General features: G+C 36.9%; 24 protein-coding genes and 2 other annotated features. All 24 genes read left to right on the top strand.

The window, feature by feature from the left end:
* Positions 1 to 353 precede the first annotated feature (353 nt).
* Positions 354 to 815, top strand: coding sequence for a CtsR family transcriptional regulator (locus V7014_RS09305; RefSeq protein ID WP_335506401.1), 462 nt, complete (start codon positions 354 to 356; stop codon positions 813 to 815).
* A 23-nt stretch (positions 816 to 838) separates the two neighbouring features.
* On the top strand, positions 839 to 1,393 hold the full coding sequence (locus V7014_RS09300) for a UvrB/UvrC motif-containing protein (protein ID WP_335506399.1): 555 nt from the start codon (positions 839 to 841) through the stop codon (positions 1,391 to 1,393).
* Positions 1,390 to 2,457, top strand: a complete 1,068-nt coding sequence (locus tag V7014_RS09295; RefSeq protein ID WP_335506397.1) for a protein arginine kinase — start codon at positions 1,390 to 1,392, stop codon at positions 2,455 to 2,457. Before V7014_RS09300 ends, V7014_RS09295 begins: the two co-directional genes overlap by 4 nt.
* Before the next feature lie 13 nt (positions 2,458 to 2,470).
* Positions 2,471 to 4,912 (top strand): ATP-dependent protease ATP-binding subunit ClpC, encoded by a 2,442-nt coding sequence (gene clpC, locus V7014_RS09290; protein ID WP_335506395.1) that lies wholly within the window; start codon positions 2,471 to 2,473, stop codon positions 4,910 to 4,912.
* Between the two features lie 218 nt (positions 4,913 to 5,130).
* Positions 5,131 to 6,513, top strand: coding sequence for a DNA repair protein RadA (radA, locus tag V7014_RS09285; RefSeq protein ID WP_335506393.1), 1,383 nt, complete (start codon positions 5,131 to 5,133; stop codon positions 6,511 to 6,513).
* Positions 6,514 to 6,515: 2 nt separating this feature from the next.
* Positions 6,516 to 7,586, top strand: coding sequence for a DNA integrity scanning diadenylate cyclase DisA (disA, locus tag V7014_RS09280; protein WP_335506391.1), 1,071 nt, complete (start codon positions 6,516 to 6,518; stop codon positions 7,584 to 7,586).
* 183 nt (positions 7,587 to 7,769) lie between these two features.
* Positions 7,770 to 8,864 (top strand): PIN/TRAM domain-containing protein, encoded by a 1,095-nt coding sequence (locus V7014_RS09275; protein WP_335506389.1) that lies wholly within the window; start codon positions 7,770 to 7,772, stop codon positions 8,862 to 8,864.
* A 24-nt stretch (positions 8,865 to 8,888) separates the two neighbouring features.
* Positions 8,889 to 9,593 (top strand): 2-C-methyl-D-erythritol 4-phosphate cytidylyltransferase, encoded by a 705-nt coding sequence (gene ispD, locus V7014_RS09270; protein WP_335506387.1) that lies wholly within the window; start codon positions 8,889 to 8,891, stop codon positions 9,591 to 9,593.
* A 2-nt stretch (positions 9,594 to 9,595) separates the two neighbouring features.
* A complete protein-coding gene (gene ispF, locus V7014_RS09265; protein WP_335506385.1) occupies positions 9,596 to 10,072 on the top strand; it encodes a 2-C-methyl-D-erythritol 2,4-cyclodiphosphate synthase in 477 nt (158 codons plus the stop codon).
* 102 nt (positions 10,073 to 10,174) lie between these two features.
* Positions 10,175 to 11,632, top strand: coding sequence for a glutamate--tRNA ligase (gene gltX / locus V7014_RS09260; protein ID WP_335506383.1), 1,458 nt, complete (start codon positions 10,175 to 10,177; stop codon positions 11,630 to 11,632).
* A 41-nt stretch (positions 11,633 to 11,673) separates the two neighbouring features.
* Positions 11,674 to 11,910: a binding site (T-box leader), on the top strand.
* Between the two features lie 182 nt (positions 11,911 to 12,092).
* On the top strand, positions 12,093 to 12,752 hold the full coding sequence (gene cysE, locus V7014_RS09255; protein WP_335506403.1) for a serine O-acetyltransferase: 660 nt from the start codon (positions 12,093 to 12,095) through the stop codon (positions 12,750 to 12,752).
* On the top strand, positions 12,733 to 14,130 hold the full coding sequence (gene cysS, locus V7014_RS09250; RefSeq protein ID WP_335506381.1) for a cysteine--tRNA ligase: 1,398 nt from the start codon (positions 12,733 to 12,735) through the stop codon (positions 14,128 to 14,130). Before cysE ends, cysS begins: the two co-directional genes overlap by 20 nt.
* A gap of 62 nt (positions 14,131 to 14,192) precedes the next feature.
* Positions 14,193 to 14,552 (top strand): Mini-ribonuclease 3, encoded by a 360-nt coding sequence (locus V7014_RS09245; RefSeq protein ID WP_438824896.1) that lies wholly within the window; start codon positions 14,193 to 14,195, stop codon positions 14,550 to 14,552.
* Between the two features lie 9 nt (positions 14,553 to 14,561).
* On the top strand, positions 14,562 to 15,305 hold the full coding sequence (rlmB, locus tag V7014_RS09240; protein WP_335506378.1) for a 23S rRNA (guanosine(2251)-2'-O)-methyltransferase RlmB: 744 nt from the start codon (positions 14,562 to 14,564) through the stop codon (positions 15,303 to 15,305).
* A 3-nt stretch (positions 15,306 to 15,308) separates the two neighbouring features.
* Positions 15,309 to 15,821 (top strand): NYN domain-containing protein, encoded by a 513-nt coding sequence (locus V7014_RS09235; RefSeq protein WP_335506376.1) that lies wholly within the window; start codon positions 15,309 to 15,311, stop codon positions 15,819 to 15,821.
* A 69-nt stretch (positions 15,822 to 15,890) separates the two neighbouring features.
* Positions 15,891 to 16,541, top strand: a complete 651-nt coding sequence (gene sigH, locus V7014_RS09230) for an RNA polymerase sporulation sigma factor SigH (RefSeq protein WP_335506374.1) — start codon at positions 15,891 to 15,893, stop codon at positions 16,539 to 16,541.
* Positions 16,542 to 16,664: 123 nt separating this feature from the next.
* Positions 16,665 to 16,814, top strand: a complete 150-nt coding sequence (rpmG, locus tag V7014_RS09225; RefSeq protein ID WP_205063529.1) for a 50S ribosomal protein L33 — start codon at positions 16,665 to 16,667, stop codon at positions 16,812 to 16,814.
* Positions 16,815 to 16,852: 38 nt separating this feature from the next.
* Positions 16,853 to 17,035, top strand: coding sequence for a preprotein translocase subunit SecE (gene secE, locus V7014_RS09220; protein WP_205063530.1), 183 nt, complete (start codon positions 16,853 to 16,855; stop codon positions 17,033 to 17,035).
* Positions 17,036 to 17,249: 214 nt separating this feature from the next.
* A complete protein-coding gene (nusG, locus tag V7014_RS09215) occupies positions 17,250 to 17,783 on the top strand; it encodes a transcription termination/antitermination protein NusG (RefSeq protein ID WP_335506370.1) in 534 nt (177 codons plus the stop codon).
* Positions 17,784 to 17,960: 177 nt separating this feature from the next.
* A complete protein-coding gene (rplK, locus tag V7014_RS09210) occupies positions 17,961 to 18,386 on the top strand; it encodes a 50S ribosomal protein L11 (protein WP_026089433.1) in 426 nt (141 codons plus the stop codon).
* A 114-nt stretch (positions 18,387 to 18,500) separates the two neighbouring features.
* Entirely contained in the window at positions 18,501 to 19,190 is a 690-nt protein-coding gene (rplA, locus tag V7014_RS09205; protein WP_335506367.1) for a 50S ribosomal protein L1, read from the top strand.
* 58 nt (positions 19,191 to 19,248) lie between these two features.
* Positions 19,249 to 19,401: a sequence feature (ribosomal protein L10 leader region), on the top strand.
* 42 nt (positions 19,402 to 19,443) lie between these two features.
* Positions 19,444 to 19,944 carry a 50S ribosomal protein L10 gene (gene rplJ, locus V7014_RS09200; protein WP_335506366.1) on the top strand — a complete coding sequence of 167 codons (501 nt, stop codon included), beginning with the start codon at positions 19,444 to 19,446 and terminating at the stop codon, positions 19,942 to 19,944.
* Between the two features lie 61 nt (positions 19,945 to 20,005).
* A complete protein-coding gene (rplL, locus tag V7014_RS09195) occupies positions 20,006 to 20,371 on the top strand; it encodes a 50S ribosomal protein L7/L12 (RefSeq protein WP_335506364.1) in 366 nt (121 codons plus the stop codon).
* Between the two features lie 143 nt (positions 20,372 to 20,514).
* Positions 20,515 to 21,120: a class I SAM-dependent methyltransferase gene (locus V7014_RS09190; RefSeq protein WP_335506362.1), complete on the top strand. Its 606-nt coding sequence runs from the start codon at positions 20,515 to 20,517 to the stop codon at positions 21,118 to 21,120.
* Positions 21,121 to 21,237 lie beyond the last annotated feature (117 nt).

Here is a 21,237-nt window from a genome sequence, read left to right as displayed (position 1 = left end):
CTTCAGCGCCGATGGTAGTTGGGGGATTCCCCCTGTGAGAGTAGGACGTTGCCAGGCTTACCTAAAAGATCAGCTAAATAGCTGATCTTTTTTTATTGGAAAAATAGTAATAATATCGTATAATTTACAATTACAACCATGAAAATGAAATAAACCCTTCCTTTTTTTAATAATAATTAAAAACTAAGTATAAATGAATATGAAAATTGGCGATTATAGAAGGGAACGACAAGACACCTAGGTTGCACAAAGGTGTTTTTTCTCATATAATTATAGTCAAATATAGTCAAAGTCAGAATCGAATTGTCAGATTCATCTTAGAAAAAACAGTAAGTCGGATTGGAGGGGGGCAGATGAAAAGCATATCTGACATAATTGAACACTATTTAAAGAAAGTTCTTAATCAAAGTGAGCAGGAAATTGTCATTATAAAGCGAAGTGAAATAGCAGATAAGTTTCAATGTGTTCCTTCACAAATCAATTATGTTATAAATACTCGTTTTACAACCGAAAAAGGATATGTTGTTGAAAGTAAACGTGGTGGTGGTGGATATATACGAATTGCAAAAGTAAGATTGTATGACCATGCTCATGTAATCGATCAGCTACTACACCTTATTGAAGATAAACTACCTCAGCAAATAGCTGAAAATATGATTTTTCGATTAGTGGATGAAGAAATTATTAATAATCGTGAGGCAAAACTCATGTTAAGCGTGATAAATCGATCTGTATTACTCGTTGATTTACCGTTCCGTGATGAACTAAGGGCACGGATGATGAAAGCGATGCTCACGAGTTTGAGGTATCAGTAATTGTTATTAAAGAGGTGATTCGGATGATTTGCCAGGAGTGCAAACAAAAACCGGCTACTCTTCATTTTACAAAGATTATTAATGGGGAAAAAACCGAAGTTCATTTATGTGAAAAATGCTCTCAAGGAAATAGCGAAATTCTCATGATAGATGCTAGCTCGACCTTTTCTATTAGTAGTATTTTAGCCGGTCTATTAAATATTGATCAAAGTATTACTTCACCGCAGCAAAGTCCTTTTATAAACAGAAACGATATTCGTTGTGATAATTGTCATATGAGCTATGCGCAATTTGCAAGTGCTGGTAAATTTGGCTGTTCTTCATGTTATCAAGCATTTAGTAAGCAACTAGAACCAATATTGAAGCGACTTCACAGTGGAAATTCAACACATATTGGTAAAATACCGAAAAGAATCGGTGGAAGTATCTCACTTCGCAAGAAAATTGAAGATCTCAAGCAAGCCTTGCAGTTAAGTATCTTGCAGGAGGAATTTGAAAACGCTGCGGAAATAAGAGATGAAATTCGTTTACTTGAGAAAGAAGCAGAGCACTCCGAAGAAAGGAGTGATCATCATTGAGTCTACAGAATTTCTTGAATCAGGCGCTAAGTTCTTGGATGAATGAAGAAGGACCTGAATCAGATATTGTCTTAAGCAGCCGAATTCGTTTAGCTAGAAATTTAAAAACCTATACATTCCCACCTATGCTTGAAAGCGAGGAAGCTTCAGAAATCATTGAGATTTTTGAAGAGAAACTTGAAGATTTAATGAATGAAAAGCAACTGGAAACGCTCAACATGGCAAATATGAGTCCTCTAGAGAAATTAATGCTTGTTGAAAAACATTTGATCAGTCCGCATTTAGCCGAGAATTCACATTTTGGTTTAAGCCTACTTTCTGAAGATGAAAAAATCAGCATTATGATAAATGAGGAAGATCATTTACGAATTCAATGTATATTATCGGGCTTACAATTATCCGAAGCATTAGAAATGGCAAGTAGTATTGATGATGCCATTGAGGAACAAGTGGATTACGCTTTTGATGAGAAACGAGGATATTTAACAAGCTGCCCTACAAATGTAGGTACTGGATTAAGGGCTTCCGTAATGATGCATTTACCAGGACTTATTCTCACTCAACGGATGAATCGAATTATACCGGCTATAAACCAATTAGGTTTAGTAGTTAGAGGGATTTATGGAGAAGGCAGTGAAGCACTAGGCAATATATTTCAAATTTCGAATCAAATTACATTAGGTAAATCAGAAAGTGACATAGTAGAAGATTTAAAGAGCGTTGTACAACAACTGATTACACAAGAAAGATTGGCTAGAGAAGCATTAGTCAAAACCTCAAACATACAATTAGAAGATAGAGTATTTAGGTCGCTAGGTATTCTTTCAACCGCTCGAATAATGGAATCAAAAGAAGCAGCTAAATGTTTGTCCGATGTAAGATTGGGTATAGATTTAGGATATATTGAAGATATCTCTAAAACCATTCTTAATGAACTTATGATTTTAACTCAGCCGGGTTTTCTACAACAGTATGCAGGCGGAGTATTAAGACCACAAGAGAGAGACTATCGCCGAGCAGCTTTTATTAGAGACCGCTTGAATATGGAAACACATAAAGAGTGAGGAGGAAATACTTATGATGTTTGGAAGATTTACTGAGAGAGCCCAAAAGGTTTTGGCATTAGCACAAGAAGAAGCAATTCGATTAGGTCATAACAATATTGGAACTGAACATATCCTACTTGGACTTGTTCGCGAAGGTGATGGTATTGCAGCGAAAGCTTTATATGCACTTGGCTTAGGTGCTGATAAAATTCAAAAAGAAGTTGAAACATTAATCGGTCGTGGACCTGATGCGAAGCAAACGATTCATTATACTCCTAGAGCCAAGAAAGTTATTGAACTTTCAATGGATGAAGCAAGAAAGTTAGGACACTCTTATGTAGGTACTGAGCATATTCTTTTAGGTTTAATTCGTGAAGGAGAAGGAGTAGCTGCAAGAGTGTTGAATAATTTAGGAGTGAGCTTAAATAAAGCTCGTCAACAAGTGTTACAACTTTTGGGAAGTAATGAATCAGCAGGTCATCAAGGTAATACTTCTGCAACAGCTAGTACTCCTACTTTAGATAGCTTAGCTCGTGATCTTACTGTAATCGCTCGTGAAGGTAGTCTTGATCCTGTTATTGGTCGAGGAAAAGAAATTCAGCGTGTTATTGAAGTGTTAAGCCGTCGTACAAAAAACAATCCGGTTCTAATTGGGGAACCTGGTGTTGGTAAAACAGCAATTGCAGAAGGTCTAGCTCAACAAATCGTAAATAATGAAGTACCAGAGATTTTACGCGACAAACGTGTTATGACATTAGATATGGGAACGGTTGTTGCTGGCACAAAATATCGTGGTGAATTCGAGGATCGTTTAAAGAAAGTTATGGATGAAATTCGTCAAGCAGGTAATATTATTCTGTTTATCGATGAACTTCATACATTAATTGGTGCCGGTGGAGCAGAGGGTGCTATTGATGCCTCTAATATTCTTAAACCGTCATTGGCACGTGGTGAACTTCAATGTATTGGTGCTACTACACTTGATGAATACCGTAAATATATTGAGAAAGATGCAGCGCTTGAACGTCGTTTCCAACCGATTCAAGTGGATGAGCCATCTATAGAAGAATCTATTCAAATCTTACAAGGTTTGCGTGATCGATATGAAGCGCATCATAGAGTATCTATTTCAGATGATTCTATTGAAGCAGCTGTTAAACTTTCAGATCGATATATATCAGATCGCTTCTTACCAGATAAAGCAATTGACTTAATAGATGAAGCGGGTTCTAAAGTTCGTCTTCGTTCATATACGACTCCTCCAAACTTAAAGGAATTAGAAATAAAACTTGAAGAGGTGCGCAAAGAGAAAGATGCAGCTGTTCAAAGCCAAGAGTTTGAAAAGGCAGCTTCATTACGCGATACTGAACAACGCTTACGAGAAAAATTAGAAGAAACGAAGAAAGTTTGGAAAGAGGAGCAAGGTAAAGAAAACAGTGAAGTAACAGTTGATGATATTGCGACAGTTGTATCTAGCTGGACTGGTGTTCCTGTTACTAAACTTGCACAAACAGAAACTGAAAAGCTGCTAAACATGGAAAGCATTCTTCATAAACGTGTCATTGGGCAAGACGAAGCTGTTATTGCAGTAGCAAAAGCGGTACGTCGAGCTAGAGCTGGTTTGAAAGATCCAAAACGTCCTGTTGGTTCTTTTATTTTCTTAGGACCAACTGGTGTTGGTAAAACAGAGCTTGCAAGAGCATTAGCTGAATCTATTTTCGGTGACGAAGACGCGATGATTCGTGTAGATATGTCTGAATACATGGAGAAACATGCAACTTCTCGTTTAGTTGGTTCACCTCCAGGTTATGTCGGTTATGAAGAAGGTGGTCAATTAACAGAGAAAGTTCGTAGAAAACCTTATTCCGTTGTACTGCTAGATGAAATTGAGAAAGCACATCCAGATGTGTTTAACATTCTTCTGCAAGTACTTGAAGATGGTAGACTGACTGACTCTAAAGGACGTACTGTAGACTTTAGAAATACAATTCTAATTATGACATCCAATGTAGGTGCTTCTGCCCTACAAAAAAATAAATATGTAGGCTTCAACATTCAAGATGAGGGGCAAGATTACAAAGATATGAAGGGTAAGGTAATGGAAGAGCTGAAAAAAGCATTCCGTCCTGAATTCTTAAACCGTATTGATGAAATGATTGTTTTCCACTCATTAGAGAAGAAACATTTAGAAGAGATCGTTCAATTAATGACTAAACAGCTTGTTAATCGTTTAGAAGAACAAGATATTTACGTAGAGTTATCTGATGCGGCTATAGCTAAAATTGCGGAAGAAGGATACGATCCAGAGTATGGTGCTCGTCCGATTCGCCGAGCTATTCAAAAACACGTAGAGGATCAACTTTCTGAAGAATTACTAAAAGGTAATATTCATAAAGGTCAGCGTGTGAAAATTGATATGGATAACGGTGAATTTATAGTAAAGCCTGTAGAAGTAGCTTCAACGAGTAAATAATCAACCCAAAACGCACAGAGCTTTATAAGCCTTGTGCGTTTTTTAATCTATTTGTAAGAAATCCTTAATCTTTTTTTAAGAAAACTTTTCTATAATAGTTTATATCGTAAATAATAGGAAGATTTGCGGCGGCGGATTTAAATAAAAAAGTACTTTAAGAAATAATAAAAACGACATGAATATAAATTAATTTTAATAAAATTAAAGGGGGTATTTGGTTGGCGAAAAAGAAGACCAAATTTATGTGCCAATCTTGTGGATATGAATCCCCTAAATGGATGGGGAAATGTCCAGGCTGCGGCGAATGGAACAAGATGGTTGAGGAAATTGAAATCGTAAAACCTCAACGAAAAGGGGCTTTTACTCATACACTTAACTCTAGTGGAACACGAGTCAAAGCAGCTCCGATTACAACTATTCAAACAGATCAAGAATCAAGAATGATGACGGATTTGAATGAGCTTAACCGGGCCCTAGGTGGTGGAATTGTCAACGGTTCGCTTGTGTTAATCGGTGGCGATCCAGGAATCGGAAAATCTACATTGCTATTACAGGTATCTGCTCAAATGGCACAAAAACAAAAAAAGGTTTTGTATGTGTCTGGTGAAGAATCTGTTAAACAAACAAAACTCCGTGCGGATCGTTTGGGAACAGTTAGCGATCATTTATATGTATTCTCTGAAACGGATATGGATTTCATTGAACAAGCGATTAATGAGGTAGAGCCTAACTTAGTTATTATTGATTCCATTCAAACGGTGTTTCAATCGGAAGTAACATCAGCTCCAGGAAGTGTTTCACAGGTAAGAGAGTGTACAGCATCATTAATGAGAATTGCGAAAACAAAAGGAATTGCGATTTTCATAGTGGGGCATGTTACAAAAGAAGGAAACATAGCTGGACCAAGATTATTGGAGCATATGGTGGATACGGTTCTATACTTTGAAGGTGAAAGACATCATACGTATCGAATTGTGCGAGCTGTTAAAAACCGTTTCGGTTCAACGAATGAAATGGGAATATTCGAGATGAAAGAACATGGGCTTGAAGAAGTGGAAAATCCTTCAGAAATTTTTTTAGAAGAACGTTCACAAGGTGCAGCTGGATCGACTGTTGTGGCATCGATGGAAGGAACAAGACCTGTATTAGTTGAAATTCAAGCGCTTATCTCTCCAACTAGTTTTGGAAACCCAAGAAGAATGGCTACTGGTATTGATCATAATCGGGTACCTCTTCTTATGGCCGTGTTAGAAAAGCGTGTAGGGCTACTTCTCCAAAATCAAGATGCGTATTTAAAGGTAGCAGGCGGTGTTAAATTGGATGAGCCGGCTATTGATTTAGCGATTGCTGTCAGTATTGCATCAAGCTTTCGCGATCAACCAACAAGACAAACTGATTGTATCATAGGGGAAGTTGGTTTAACGGGTGAAGTTCGTAGGGTATCAAGAATTGAGCAAAGAGTGCAAGAAGCAGCGAAATTAGGTTTTGAAAGAGTTATTCTCCCTGAAAACAACATCGGAGGTTGGAATCCTCCAAGAGGTATCGAAATAGTAGGTGTAGCTACTGTTTCTGAAGCGTTGAAGCAAGCGTTAGGAGGATAAATATGAGTGAAAAAAAAGCTGAGAAAACAAAATCAGAGATATTACAGCTTGTGGCTCCTGGTACCCCTTTACGCGATGGTATTGACAATGTTCTAAGAGCAAATACAGGTGGATTAATCGTTGTTGGATTTAATGATAAAGTCAAAGAAATCGTTGATGGTGGCTTCAAAATCGGCTGTCCTTGTACGCCTAGTTCTTTATATGAACTGGCGAAAATGGATGGAGCTATTATTTTGAATGAAACAGGAGATAAAATATTGTTAGCCAATGCGCAGCTAGTACCAGATTCATCTATTCCCTCAAGAGAAACGGGGATGAGACATCGTACGGCAGAGCGTGTAGCTAAAGAAACGAAGGCGCTAGTAATTGCTATATCACAGCGGAGGACCATAATTACTGTATATCAAGGAAGTTTTCGCTATTCGCTAAAAGATATTGCAGTTATTCTCACAAAGGCTAACCAAGCTGTTCAAACACTTGAGAAGTATAAAGCTGTTTTGCAGCAAAGTATCAGTGGCTTAGGACTATTGGAATTCGAGGATCTTGTATCTTATGCAGATCTTTTGCGTGTTCTTCATCGCTATGTGATGTTTATTCGCATTAAGAATGAATTATTGTCTTATTTAACTGAGCTTGGTGTAGAAGGTAGATTAATTCGCTTACAAATGAATGAGGTTATTTCTTCATTAGAGGAAGAAGACGAATTAATTGTGAAAGACTACTTATGTCCCCCTAATGGAGATGCCAAAGAAGTATTACTCAAACTGAAAGAATTATCCAATCAACAATTCCTAGAAGACAGTACGATTCTAAAAGTACTTGGATATAACGGCTATGTCCCGCTTGATGAGATGATTACGCCAAGAGGATATCGTATACTTCATAAAATACCAAGGCTTCCAGCTCTTATTATTGATAACTTAGTTCAATCATTTACAGACTTCCATTCGATTATGAACGCTTCTGTAGAAGAACTTGATGATGTTGAAGGAATCGGAGAAGTAAGAGCGAAGAAAATCAAAGAAGGTCTACGTCAAATAAGAAGTTATATGCAAGCGGAAAGATCAATGTAAGATTGAATCACCATAGTTTAGGGATTTGAAGAAATATATTTTACTTTTAAAATTTGTGAAAAGGTGAAACCTTTTAGGGTTTAAATACGTACTAATTTAAAGGTATGTACTTTATTAAAAACTAACTAATGACAGGTTTTAAAAAAAATAAATTGCTTATAATGAATAAGGGAGGTGAAAAGGATGTTAAAACGAATTATACAAGCATGTTTGTTAATTATTGGAGGAACTTTAGGGATGATTTTAATTCCTAAGATATTAATTCTGATAAGTGCTGATGATATTAATTATATTAACAATCCTTATGTGACAGCTATTTTAGGCGCAATCATTTTTTATCTTATTACTTTTTGGTCGGTTGATTATGTGTTGAATTTCATTAAATGGATGGAAGAATTGCTTGTGAAGGCTCCAATAACTGATATTATTTTTGGTACGATTGGTTTAGTCATTGGACTAATAGTAGCTTTCTTAATTGGTTATGCATTATCATCCATTAAGGTTCCGGTCGTCAACACAGTCGCTCCAATTGTGATAACCTTACTGTGCGGATACTTAGGTTTCCAAGTAGGAACGAAGAAGCGTGATGAATTGCTTGGCTTGATTAAAAGTGGAAATAAGAAAAAGAACCTAGAAGTTGAGGAAGAAAATTCTGAACATGGGATGAAATCTACCTATAAGATTCTAGATACTAGTGTCATTATCGATGGTAGAATAGCGGATATTTGCCAAACAGGATTTGTGGAAGGTACATTGGTCATTCCTCAATTCGTATTAGAAGAATTACAACATATCGCTGATTCATCTGATGCCTTAAAGCGTAATCGTGGACGTAGAGGTTTAGACATATTGAATCGAATTCAAAAAGAAGTAGCTATTAATGTAGAATTCTACGAAGGTGATTTTGAAGAGATTCAAGAAGTTGATAGTAAGCTAATTAAGCTAGCAAAAGTGATGGAAGGTATTCTTGTAACAAATGACTTTAATTTAAATAAAGTATGTGAGTTTCAGAACGTACCCGTGCTAAACATCAATGACTTAGCAAATGCGATTAAACCGGTTGTTATTCCAGGTGAAGAAATGAACGTTCTCGTTATTAAAGACGGTAAAGAGCAAAATCAAGGTGTTGCTTATTTAGATGATGGTACAATGATTGTAGTAGAAGAAGGAAGAGACTACATTGGTAAGCAAATCGATGTAATTGTAACGAGCGTACTACAAACATCTGCAGGACGCATGATTTTTGCGAAGCCAAAATTACTAGAAAAAGCTTTATAGCAGAAGACGGGAGAATAGTTGAATATGTTTTATGAAGTCATTATACTAGCCGCTGGACAAGGTAAGAGAATGAAAGCAGGAAGAAATAAAATATTTCTTGAACTTGCGAATGAACCTCTTATTGTTCAAACGATAAAGGTATTTGATCAAGATCCATATTGTAAGCATATTATTCTTCCTATAAACCCGCAGGAAAAACAACCTTTTGAAGAATTGATTGGGCAATACCAATTCAACAAAAGAATTCAATTGGTAGCTGGTGGAAAAGAGCGGCAAAACAGTGTATATAACGGCTTGAAACATGTATCTGAATCAGACACAAATATTGTACTTGTTCATGATGGAGCACGTCCATTTGTTAAAAAGGAATTAATTTATCAATTGGTAAAGAGTGCGAAAGAACAAGGTAGTGCCATTCCGGGGGTGCCTGTGAAAGATACGATCAAGAGAGTGAAAGACGGACAAGTTATAGATACTGTAGAACGATCAAGCTTGTGGGCGGTGCATACGCCACAAGCTTTTCGTGTTTCTGTATTGAAAAAAGCGCATGAAGCTGCCGAAGCGAGAGGATTTCTTGGAACAGATGACGCTAGTCTTGTAGAAGAAGTTGGAGATGCGGTTTATATGGTAGAAGATGATTATGATAATATAAAAATTACGACGCCAGAAGATTTATATATTGCTGAAATGATTTTTAGCAAGTTAAGATATAAAGAAAAAGGAGAATGAACATGTTTCGAATTGGACAAGGCTTCGATGTACACCAATTAGTAGAGGGAAGACCTTTAATTATCGGAGGTATTACGATACCTTACGAGAAAGGTTTGCTTGGTCATTCAGATGCTGATGTATTGTTGCATACAGTAGCAGATGCATGTTTAGGTGCGGTTGGTGAAGGCGATATTGGTAAGCATTTCCCTGATACAGATCCAGATTTTGAAGGAGCAGATTCTGCAAAGTTATTACAACATGTATGGATGCTTGTGAAGGAAAAAGGCTATGAACTTGGAAACGTAGATTGCACAATTATTGCTCAGAAGCCAAAGATGCTTCCGTATATTGAAGCAATGAGAAGTCGTATTGCAGAGCTTCTAGAAGCACCAGTGGAGTTGGTAAATGTGAAGGCAACGACGACTGAAAAGCTTGGATTTACTGGGAGAGGCGAAGGGATTGCTGCTCAAGTAGCTATACTCATTAAAAAAATATAAATAAGAAATAAAACGACACTTTTTTCCATAGTTCTACAGTGGTAAAATGGAGAAATACTTGTACAGAACAACTGTAACTAAAATACTTAGGAGGCGTAAAACATGAGCAAAGACATCAGAGTCCGTTATGCTCCAAGTCCAACGGGTCACTTACATATTGGTAATGCTCGTACGGCACTATTCAATTACTTATTTGCACGTCACAACAATGGGAAATTTATTATTCGTATTGAAGATACGGATCAAAAGAGAAACATTGCTGGCGGCGAGGAAAGCCAATTAAAATACCTAAAATGGCTAGGTATTGATTGGGATGAGAGCGTAGATAAGCCAGGTGAATATGGTCCTTATCGTCAATCTGAACGTAATGATATTTATAAAGTATATTATACGGAATTACTTGAGAAGGGCTTAGCGTATAAATGTTATTGTACGGAAGAAGAACTTGAAGCGGAACGCGAAGTTCAAACTGAACGTGGTGAAACACCGAAATACACAGGTAAATGCCGTCACTTAACAGATGAGGATCGTGCGAAGTTAGAAGAGGAAGGTAGACAACCAAGTGTTCGTTTCGCTGTACCTGCTGATACAGTATTCTCTTTCAATGATATGGTAAAAGGTGAGGTATCATTTGAATCAGAAGGAATTAGCGATTTAGTTATCGTAAAGAAAGATGGTACACCTACGTATAATTTTGCGGTAGCAATCGATGATCACTTAATGGAAATTTCACACGTATTGCGTGGAGACGATCACATTTCTAATACACCGAAACAAATTATGATTTACGAAGCGTTAGGATGGGAACTACCAGTATTCGGACATATGACGTTAATCGTTAATGAAAGCCGTCGTAAGCTAAGTAAGCGCGATGAGTCTATCATTCAATTTATCGAGCAATATGCTGACTTAGGATACTTGCCAGAAGCGATCTTTAACTTTATTGCATTGCTTGGATGGGCGCCAGGTGGAGAAGAAGAAATCTTCGCGAAGGAACAATTTATTGAAATCTTTGATGAGAAGAGATTATCTAAATCACCTGCGTTATTCGATACACAAAAATTAACATGGATGAATAACCAGTACTTGAAGAACCTAGATGTAGCTCGTTTAACAGAACTAGCTTTACCACACTTAATCAAAGCAGGTAAATTATCAGAGCCTTTAACAGAAGAGAAACAAAAATGGGTTCATGATTTAATGGTGCTTTATCAAGAGAAGATGAGCTATGGTGCGGAAATTGTTGAGCTTTCTGAAGTGATTTTCAAAGATGAAATGGACATTGAAGAAGATGGTAAAGAAGTGCTTGTTGAAGAACAAGTACCTGAAGTGTTACGCGCATTTGTGGAAGAAATTGATGCTTTAGAAACATTTGACGCAAGCTCAATTAAGGCAGCGATGAAAGCTGTTCAAAAGACAACAGGTCAAAAAGGTAAGAAATTATTTATGCCTATCCGCGTAGCAACAACAGGTCAAACACATGGTCCTGACCTTCCACAAGCAATTGCTCTAATCGGTAAGGAAAAAATAAAAAATCGCCTTTTGAGTATTTTAGATTAACAAAGTGTTAAAAATATAATATAGTAATAATTAATTATGAATATTTTGCGTAGATGGAGAGAAGTAAAGAAAGGATGCTTTTTAGAGAGAACCACCACCGGCTGAAAGTGGTTTAAGCTACTCGTTTCTTGAAATGCACTCTGGAGTCTTATACCGAACCGGGATACAGTAGGTATAGGCGGTCTCATACCGTTATAATGATGAGTTGGGAAATGAATGGTGTTACGGCTATATCAATTCCAAACAGAGTGGAACCGCGCTAATTATGCGTCTCTGTCAGTAGACAGAGGCGCTTTTTTATTTTTATAAATTTGTGTGGTGTCTAACTCAGCGTTCAGCGGCTATTGGATTTACGGCTTTCCTTTATTTTATCGGTGAGCGAAAGGGGATATACCGCTTAATGGACGCTTCTGCTTTTCAATTTCCATCAAAGGGGTTAGGGGGAATTCATGTGTTTAAAATGTTGAAAGAAGATATTGAAGTTATTTTTGATCAAGATCCTGCAGCAAGAAGCTATATAGAAGTAATCTTAACTTATGCAGGTTTACATGCAATTTGGGCACATCGATTTGCACATATGCTGTACAGAAACAAAATTTATTTCTTGGCTCGGGTTATTTCACAAATAAGTCGTTTCTTTACAGGGATTGAAATTCATCCAGGTGCAAAGATTGGTCGTAAGTTCTTCATTGACCATGGTATGGGTATTGTAATTGGAGAAACGTGTGAGATTGGCGATAATGTGACAATATTCCAAGGTGTAACATTAGGCGGTACGGGAAAAGAAAAAGGGAAACGACACCCGACAATTGAAGATAATGTTCTGATTGCTACAGGTGCGAAAGTGTTGGGTTCTATTACAGTTGGCGAGAATTCAAAGATTGGTGCTGGTTCAGTTGTACTGAAAGAAGTTCCGGCGAATTCAACTGTAGTAGGAATTCCAGGTAAGGTCGTTATTCAAGATGGTGTACGATTGAAGCGTGATCTAAATCATACTGATTTACCGGATCCAACAGGAGATCGTCTTAAGAAGTTAGAGCAAGAAATAGTTTCTATGCAAGAGGAATTGAAAACTCTGCGCAATGAAAGGAGTAAGAAGCATGACTATCAAAATTTATAATACATTAAATAGGCAGAAGGAGACGTTTCAGCCTTTAGAAGAAGGTAAAGTGAAAATGTATGTGTGCGGTCCAACTGTATACAACTTTATTCATATCGGAAACGCTCGTCCGCCAATTGTATTTGATACAGTTCGTAAGTATTTACAATTCCGCGGTTATGATGTGCAATACGTATCGAATTTCACGGATGTAGATGATAAGTTGATTCGTGTAGCTAACGAATTAGGAACAGATGTGCCAACAGTTGCGCAACGTTTCATCGATGCTTATTTTGAAGATGTGCAGGCATTAGGTTGCAACAAGGCAGATGCACATCCTCGTGTAATGGATAATATGGACATTATTATTGAATTTGTTGAAGCGTTAATTGATAAAGGTTATGCATATGAATCAGAGGGTGATGTGTATTATCGTACTCGTCAGTTTGAAAGCTATGGTAAATTGTCACATCAATCCATTGATGATTTACGTGCAGGAGCACGAATTGAAGTGGGTGAGAAGAAACAAGATCCTCTTGATTTTGCTTTATGGAAAGCGGCAAAAGAAGGAGAAATTTCTTGGGGTAGCCCATGGGGAAAAGGACGTCCAGGTTGGCATATTGAATGCTCTGCAATGGCAAAGAAATATTTAGGTGAAACAATCGATATTCATGCAGGCGGGCAAGATTTATCATTCCCTCACCATGAAAATGAAATAGCGCAGTCTGAAGCATTGTCAGGTAAGACATTTGCGAAATATTGGATGCATAATGGATACATTAATATTGATAATGAAAAAATGTCTAAATCACTTGGTAACTTCGTTTTAGTCCATGATATTATTAAGCGTCATAATCCACAGGTACTTCGTTTCTTTATGTTATCTGTACATTATCGTAATCCGATTAACTACAGTGATGAGCTATTAAATAATGCAAAAGCAGGATTAGAGCGTTTGAAAACGTCTTATCACAATTTGAAGCATCGTGTAGATATGGCGACTAACATCAGTGATAACAACGATGAATGGTTGCAAAAGATTAAAGATATTCATGATCAATTTATTGTAGATATGGATGATGACTTCAATACAGCAAATGCTATTTCTCTACTATTTGAACTATCAAAACAAGCGAACTATTATTTGATGGAACAGCATACGCATTCAGATGTGATTACTGCCTTCACACAAGAGTTCGAACAATTGTTCCAAGTGTTAGGATTATCCTTGCAAGAAGAGCAACTTCTTGATGAAGATATCGAAAAGTTAATTGAAGAGCGAATTCAAGCTCGTAAAGACCGCAACTTCCAACGATCAGATGAAATTCGTGATGAGTTAAAAGCGATGAATATTATCTTAGAAGACACTCCTCAAGGAACGAGATGGAAAAGAGGCTAAGCGTGATTAATGAATACAATGAAATAAAACCACTAGAACTGAACAGTTTGGCCTTGGCTTATATGGGGGATGCTGTATATGAAAAATATATACGGCATCATCTTCTCCTTAAGGGAGCAGTCAAGCCTAATTTATTGCATCGAGAAGCTACGCGCTTCGTCTCGGCAAAGGCACAGAACCAGTTCATACATTTTCTTCTTGATGAAGATATTTTATCTGAAGAAGAACAAGGGGTAGTACGAAGAGGTCGAAATGCTAAATCGGGAAGTATTCCAAAGAATACAGATGTTCAAACATATCGTTATTCAACCGCTTTTGAAGCGTTAATTGGATATTTATATTTAAGTAAACGAACGGAAAGAATGGAAGAAATTATTGGGATGGGAATCAACTTCACAGAAGATAAGAAGGAATTGAGGTGAGAACGCTTCATGAGTGAAGAATTCATTATTGGTAGAAATCCAGTACTAGAGGCGTTAAAGTCAGAAAGAGATATTAATAAAATCTGGATTGCAGAAGGCTCGCAAAAAGGATCGATGGGACAAGTAATTAATTTGGCAAAAGAAAAGAATGTATTAACACAGATTGTTCCAAAGAAGAAAATTGATGCGATGGTTGATGGTATTCATCAAGGTGTAGTAGCAGCAGTAGCAGCTTATCAATACGCGGAATTGGATGACTTATTTGCATTAGCTGAAAAAAGAAATGAAGCACCTTTCTTTTTAATTCTTGATGAAATTGAAGACCCTCATAATTTAGGTTCCATTATGAGAACAGCGGATGCGACGGGGGCTCATGGCATCATTATTCCTAAGCGCAGAGCGGTTGGTTTAACAGCGACAGTTGCAAAAGCATCTACGGGTGCTATTGAGTATATTCCTGTTGCGCGTGTGACGAATTTATCTCGAACGATCGAGGAATTACAGAAGCGTGGACTTTGGATTGTTGGAACAGATGCAAAAGGTAGCGATGACTATCGTACTCTCGATGGAGCAATGCCAATCGGTGTCATCATTGGTAGCGAAGGGCGAGGTATGAGTCGTATTTTACGAGATAAGTGTGACTTCCTTGTTCATATGCCAATGATAGGCAAGGTAACATCTCTCAATGCTTCTATAGCAGCGAGTCTTTTAATGTATGAAGTGTATCGAAAACGAAATCCCCTGGGGCAGTAAGTTATGAGAAATGTCCTATTAGTAGACGGCTACAATATTATAGGCGCTTGGCCGGAACTCAATGAGTTAAAAAAACGAGATCTTTCGGCAGCGCGTGATCGACTAATAGAAATTCTTGCAGAGTATAAAGCGTATACTGGCTTTCAAGTCATTTTAGTTTTTGATGCGTATTACGTTCAAGGTTTAGAAAGAAAATATAAAAATTATAATATTGACGTAATCTTTACAAAGGAAAACGAGACAGCAGATGAACGAATAGAGAAACTTGCGATTGAAATGAGTAATATTCAAACGCAAGTTCATGTTGCTACCTCAGACTATACTGAGCAATGGGCGATATTTGGACAGGGGGCACTGCGGAAATCTGCACGTGAACTGCTAAATGAGAGTCGTCATGTCTCTCGAGAAGTAAAAAAAACGGTGAAAACGCAATTAGAAGCAAAACCATCTTCTAAGATACCGTTAAGTAAGGAAGTAGCAGAAAAATTCGAAAAATGGCGCAGAGGACAATTTTGACATATTGACGTCAAAAAAATCACTGCTGTATAATAATTCTAACTTATGATTGGGGCGGGGGGTTTATGATTGGTTGCTGAATACGGACACAAGGTAAGTGATAAGTATTTACATCTTGATGATGACATACTAGTAGAGCTTGTTCATAAAGGTGAAAGTGAAGCCTTAGATTATTTGATTCATAAGTATCGTAATTTTGTACGAGCGAAAGCGCGTACATATTTTCTTATTGGTGCAGATAAAGAAGATATTGTTCAAGAAGGAATGATTGGGCTTTATAAGGCTATAAGGGATTTTAAAGGCGATAAGTTGACATCGTTTAAAGCATTTGCTGAGATATGTATTACTAGACAAATTATTACCGCTATTAAAACGGCAACACGCCAAAAGCATATTCCGCTAAATTCGTATGTTTCTTTGGACAAGCCTATCTATGACGAAGAATCAGATCGAACACTTTTAGATGTAATATCAGGCGCAAAAATATTAAACCCAGAAGAGTTAATTATTAATCAAGAAGAATTTGATGATATTGAGTTAAAGATGGCAGAGCTTTTAAGTGATTTGGAAAGAAAAGTATTGGCATTGTATTTAGATGGCCAATCTTATCAGGAAATTTCAGAAGAGTTAAACCGTCATGTCAAATCCATCGATAATGCACTTCAAAGAGTAAAGCGGAAACTTGAGCGTTATTTAGAAGTTCGCGAGATTTCTCTTTAGAGTCCTTCTAGTGATATATAACCTTCCAAATATTCCTATATATTGTTTCGTCCCGTTGACATTATAATTTAGTCATGATAAGGTTTTAGGGACATATTTTTAGATTTAAGCAGGTGTTTATATATGAGAACCAAAGTGATTCTCGCTTGTAAAGATTGTGGTTCCCGAAACTACTCTACTGAAAGTAGCAAAATTTCTAAATCAGAGCGTCTTGAAATTAAGAAATTTTGCAAAACTTGTAACGCTCATACACTTCATAAAGAAACAAAATAAATCATTTCGACGCACTCATTTATGTGGAGGTTAGGAACATGCAACGCTTGACCGATTTTTTTCGTGGCGTAATCCGCGAAATGAAAAAAGTAAGCTGGCCGAAGAGGAAAGAGCTTACTAGCTATACAATTATAGTTCTAAGTACAGTATTATTTATGTCCTTATTTTTTACTGTAATTGATTTAGGAATCTCTGAACTCATTCGTCTAGTAACTAAGTAATAATACGGTAATTTGTTTTTAATGTTGAATAAGTTATTCGTAAAATAGTCATAATAGTGATAGAATAGAATGTATTAAAAAAGCCCGTTAAACGGGTTTTTTAATTTGGGAAAAATAAACAATCATTGTTGAGTTGTTATATGAGCTTTACTATTTTTAAGCCTAATTAGATGAATTTAAGGCAGGGAGGGAAGGACGTAAAGTCCTAAATTAAATGGAAAAGAATTGGTATGTTGTTCACACTTATTCCGGTTATGAGAATAAAGTAAAAGCTAACTTGGAAAAGCGTGTAGAATCTATGGGAATGCAAGATAAAATTTTCCGAGTAGTAGTACCTGAAGAAGAAGAGACAGAAATCAAAAATGGTAAGAAAAAAGTTGTGAAAAAGAAAGTTTTCCCTGGTTATGTGCTTGTGGAAATTATCATGACAGATGATTCTTGGTATGTTGTCCGTAATACACCTGGTGTAACTGGTTTCGTTGGATCAGCGGGTTCAGGTTCAAAACCAACTCCACTTTTACCTGAAGAGGTAGTAACACTACTTAAACAGATGGGAATGGAAGAAAAGCGTTTTGAAACAGATTATGAGCTTGGTGAAACAGTTCAAATCAAAGAAGGGCCATTCGCATCATATTCAGGTACAATTGAAGAGCTTGATGGGGATAAAGCTAAACTGAAAGTTCTAGTTAATATGTTTGGACGTGACACGAAGGTAGAGCTTGATTTTAACCAAGTGGAAAAATTATAATTCGAAAAAACTTGCTATCTAGTAATAGAAATGATAAAATTTCATAGGTCAGTATGTCTCAATGACTAGAGACCTGAACAATTGTTTAGTTCTTTATTTCAATAATATAAAGAATATATGAGTGGGAGGGGAACGAGCCCCTATTACCACATCACGGACTTTAAGGAGGTGTGTCTCGTGGCTAAAAAAGTTATCAAGATTGTAAAACTTCAGATTCCTGCAGCTAAAGCTAATCCAGCTCCACCAGTTGGTCCAGCACTAGGTCAAGCAGGTGTTAACATCATGGGTTTCTGTAAAGAGTTCAACGCTCGTACTGCAGAACAAGCTGGTCTTATCATTCCTGTAGAAATTACGGTTTTCGAAGACCGTTCATTTACATTTATTACGAAAACTCCACCTGCTGCTGTATTACTTAAAAAAGCGGCTGGTATTGAGTCTGGTTCTGGTGAACCAAATCGTAAAAAAGTTGCAACAGTTAAACGCGACAAAGTGCGTGAGATTGCTGAAACTAAAATGCCTGATCTAAACGCTGCAAACGTTGAGTCTGCAATGCGTATGGTTGAAGGTACTGCACGTAGCATGGGTATTGTCATCGAAGATTAATCCTTTGCGAAATAGATAGACGTTTCTACGGGGTTGCGGATTTCATAAGATTATTCGCAACCTTTTTCGTGGGAGGCTTATACCGTTAAAACCACATTATTAGGAGGATTTAAAATGGCTAAAAAAAGTAAGAAATATGCAGAAGCTGTAAAGCTTGTTGACCGTTCAAAAGCTTACACAGCAACAGAAGCTATTGAATTAGTGAAGAAAACAAACTTCGCTAAATTTGATGCAACAGTTGAGGTTGCTTTCCGTCTTGGAGTAGATCCTAAGAAAGCTGACCAACAAATTCGTGGAGCTCTAGTTCTTCCAAACGGAACTGGTAAAACTCAACGTGTATTAGTATTCGCTAAAGGTGAGAAAGCTAAAGAAGCAGAAGCTGCTGGTGCTGACTACGTTGGCGATACTGACTACATCGCTCAAATCCAAAAAGGTTGGTTTGAATTTGATGTAATCGTTGCTACACCTGATATGATGGGTGAAGTTGGTAAACTTGGTCGTGTATTAGGACCTAAAGGTTTAATGCCAAACCCTAAAACAGGAACTGTTACTTTCGACGTGACAAAAGCTGTTAATGAAATTAAAGCCGGTAAAGTTGAATACCGTGTAGATAAATCTGGTAACATCCATGTGCCAATCGGTAAAGTTTCTTTCGAAGACAACAAATTAGTTGAAAACTTCGCTGCAATTAACGAAACTTTATTAAAAGTTAAACCAGCGGCTGCTAAAGGTACTTACATGAAAAATGTAACTGTAACTTCTACAATGGGCCCTGGAATTAAAGTAGATCCTTCTACTTTCTAATAACAAGAATTTTATTTGACATTCACATGTTGGATGTTATATAATTTCTCTTGTTGAAAAATGAATACCATTTGTACCATAGACAGTAGGTGCTCTATTTTGAGAGCTTAATATCCTACCGAGGTAATTTCGATATATATAGTCACTGACTATTTTCTGGAATTTACTGCCCTCATGTCTAGTTTTGATTTGAGGGTTTTCTTTTTAACCGGTATAAATGTGTTTCGAGCAAATATACAGGAGGTGTAAAACCATGAGCAGTGCTATTGAAGCAAAAAAACAGATCGTATCAGAAATTGCTGACAAGATGAAATCTAGCAAATCAACAATCGTTGTTGATTACCGTGGATTAAACGTTGCTGAAGTTACAGAACTTCGTAAACAACTTCGTGAAGCTGGAGTAGAATTCAAAGTCTACAAAAACTCACTTACACGTCTTGCTGCAGATTCAGTGGAGCTTTCTGCATTAAATGAAGCTCTAACTGGTCCAAATGCAATCGCATTTTCAGACGAAGATGTAGTTGCACCTGCGAAAATCCTTAATGATTTCGCTAAAAAACACGAAGCTTTAGAAATTAAAGCTGGTGTAATCGAAGGTACAGTTGCTACTAAAGAAGAAGTTAAAGCTCTTGCTGAACTTCCATCACGTGAAGGTCTTCTTTCTATGTTGCTTAGCGTACTTCAAGCACCAATCCGTAATCTTGCTCTTGCTACTAAAGCAGTTGCAGATCAAAAAGAAGAACAAGGCGCGTAATTACTACGTTGCATTTAATAATGTTTGACGATAAAAATCACTATTTGGGAGGAACAATATAATGACTAAAGAACAAATCATTGAAGCAGTTAAAAATATGACTGTTTTAGAACTTAATGACCTTGTAAAAGCAATCGAAGAAGAGTTTGGCGTAACAGCTGCTGCACCAGTAGCAATGATGGGCGGAGCTGCAGGCGGAGACGCTGCTGCTGAGCAAACTGAATTTGAAGTAGTTCTAGCATCTGCTGGAGATCAAAAAATCAAAGTTATCAAGGTTGTACGTGAAGTTACAGGTCTTGGACTTAAAGAAGCAAAAGAAATCGTTGATAACGCTCCAAAAGCACTTAAAGAAGGCGTTTCTAAAGAAGAAGCTGAAGAACTTAAAGCTAAACTTGAAGAAGTTGGAGCAAACGTTGAAGTTAAGTAATATTGCTTAAGAAAAGCTCGCTGAATTCAGCGAGCTTTTTTTGCCTTAAGTCTTATTAACTGCTAAGATTAAGTTGATTCTCCGTTGCTTCATCTTCTGATTATCTTAACTTCCATTAACCTTTTCTGAAGGAGGAGTATCTATTGACAAATCATTATTATTCTAAGAACCCAAGCGCGGAAAGTGATCCGAAATATTGGGAATTTACTCTGAGAGGGAAGAACTTCCGTTTTAAAACAGATAACGGAGTTTTTTCGAAGAAAGAAGTGGATTTTGGTTCGCGTTTATTAATAGAATCTTTTACTTATCCGGATGGTGTAGAAGGCGGACTGCTAGATGTAGGTTGCGGTTACGGTCCGATTGGACTTAGCTTAGCATATACTTATCAAGATTTAGTGGTTGAAATGATAGATGTGAATGCGAGAGCAATTGAGCTTGCAAAAGAAAATGCCGCTTTTAATGGAATTTCAAATGTTGAATTTTACGAGAGTAATGTTTTAGAAGGAGTAAAAAATATATCCTTCGCAGCAATTTTAACGAATCCTCCGATTCGCGCAGGAAAAAGCGTCGTTCATGATATTTTCACAAAAAGTTATGATCATCTATGTTCGGGTGGCGAACTTTGGGTGGTAATCCAAAAGAAGCAAGGAGCACCATCGGCAATGGAAAAGATGGAATCATTATTCGGTAACGTTGAAGTAGTAGTGAAAAAGAAGGGTTATTATATTCTTGTGTCTAAAAAAAATTGACTCTAAATTAGGGCTATGTTAATATTATAAAATGCATATATATAGTTTCTACTCTAATTCTCTAAATATAATAGTATAAAATATGAATAAGTGTGAAATATATATAAAATAATAGTT

The sequence above is a fragment of the Bacillus sp. JJ722 genome, from assembly GCF_036963345.1.
Taxonomy (GTDB): Bacteria; Bacillota; Bacilli; order Bacillales; family DSM-1321; genus Bacillus_AD.
The sequence above is the reverse complement of the archived record's forward strand: the minus strand, read 5'-3'. Positions and strand labels throughout refer to the sequence as shown.